A 261-nucleotide genomic window follows, 5' to 3' on the forward strand; every position below is an offset into this window, starting at 1 on the left:
CAGTCCTGCAAAATTTCACGAGTGCTTTATTAACTGGATGCGTGACTGCCATTCTTCAGATGATAAAGACGTCATTGCAATTGATGGAAAAACGCTCCGGCACTCTTATGACAAGAGTCGCCGCAGGGGAGCGATTCATGTCATTAGTGCGTTCTCAACAATGCACAGTCTGGTCATCGGACAGATCAGGACGGATGAGAAATCTAATGAGATTACAGCTATCCCAGAACTTCTTAACATGCTGGATATTAAAGGAAAAAT

The 261-nt window shown here is 43.3% G+C and carries 1 protein-coding gene; it reads left to right on the forward strand.

Annotation, left to right across the window (positions count from 1 at the left end; all coding sequences use genetic code 11):
• The coding region (locus tag SB772_RS42425) for an ISAs1 family transposase (protein WP_410838823.1) at positions 1–261 on the forward strand (261 nt) is incomplete at both ends.

It is taken from the genome of Paraburkholderia sp. SIMBA_030 (assembly GCF_046535245.1).
Taxonomy (GTDB): Bacteria; Pseudomonadota; Gammaproteobacteria; order Burkholderiales; family Burkholderiaceae; genus Paraburkholderia.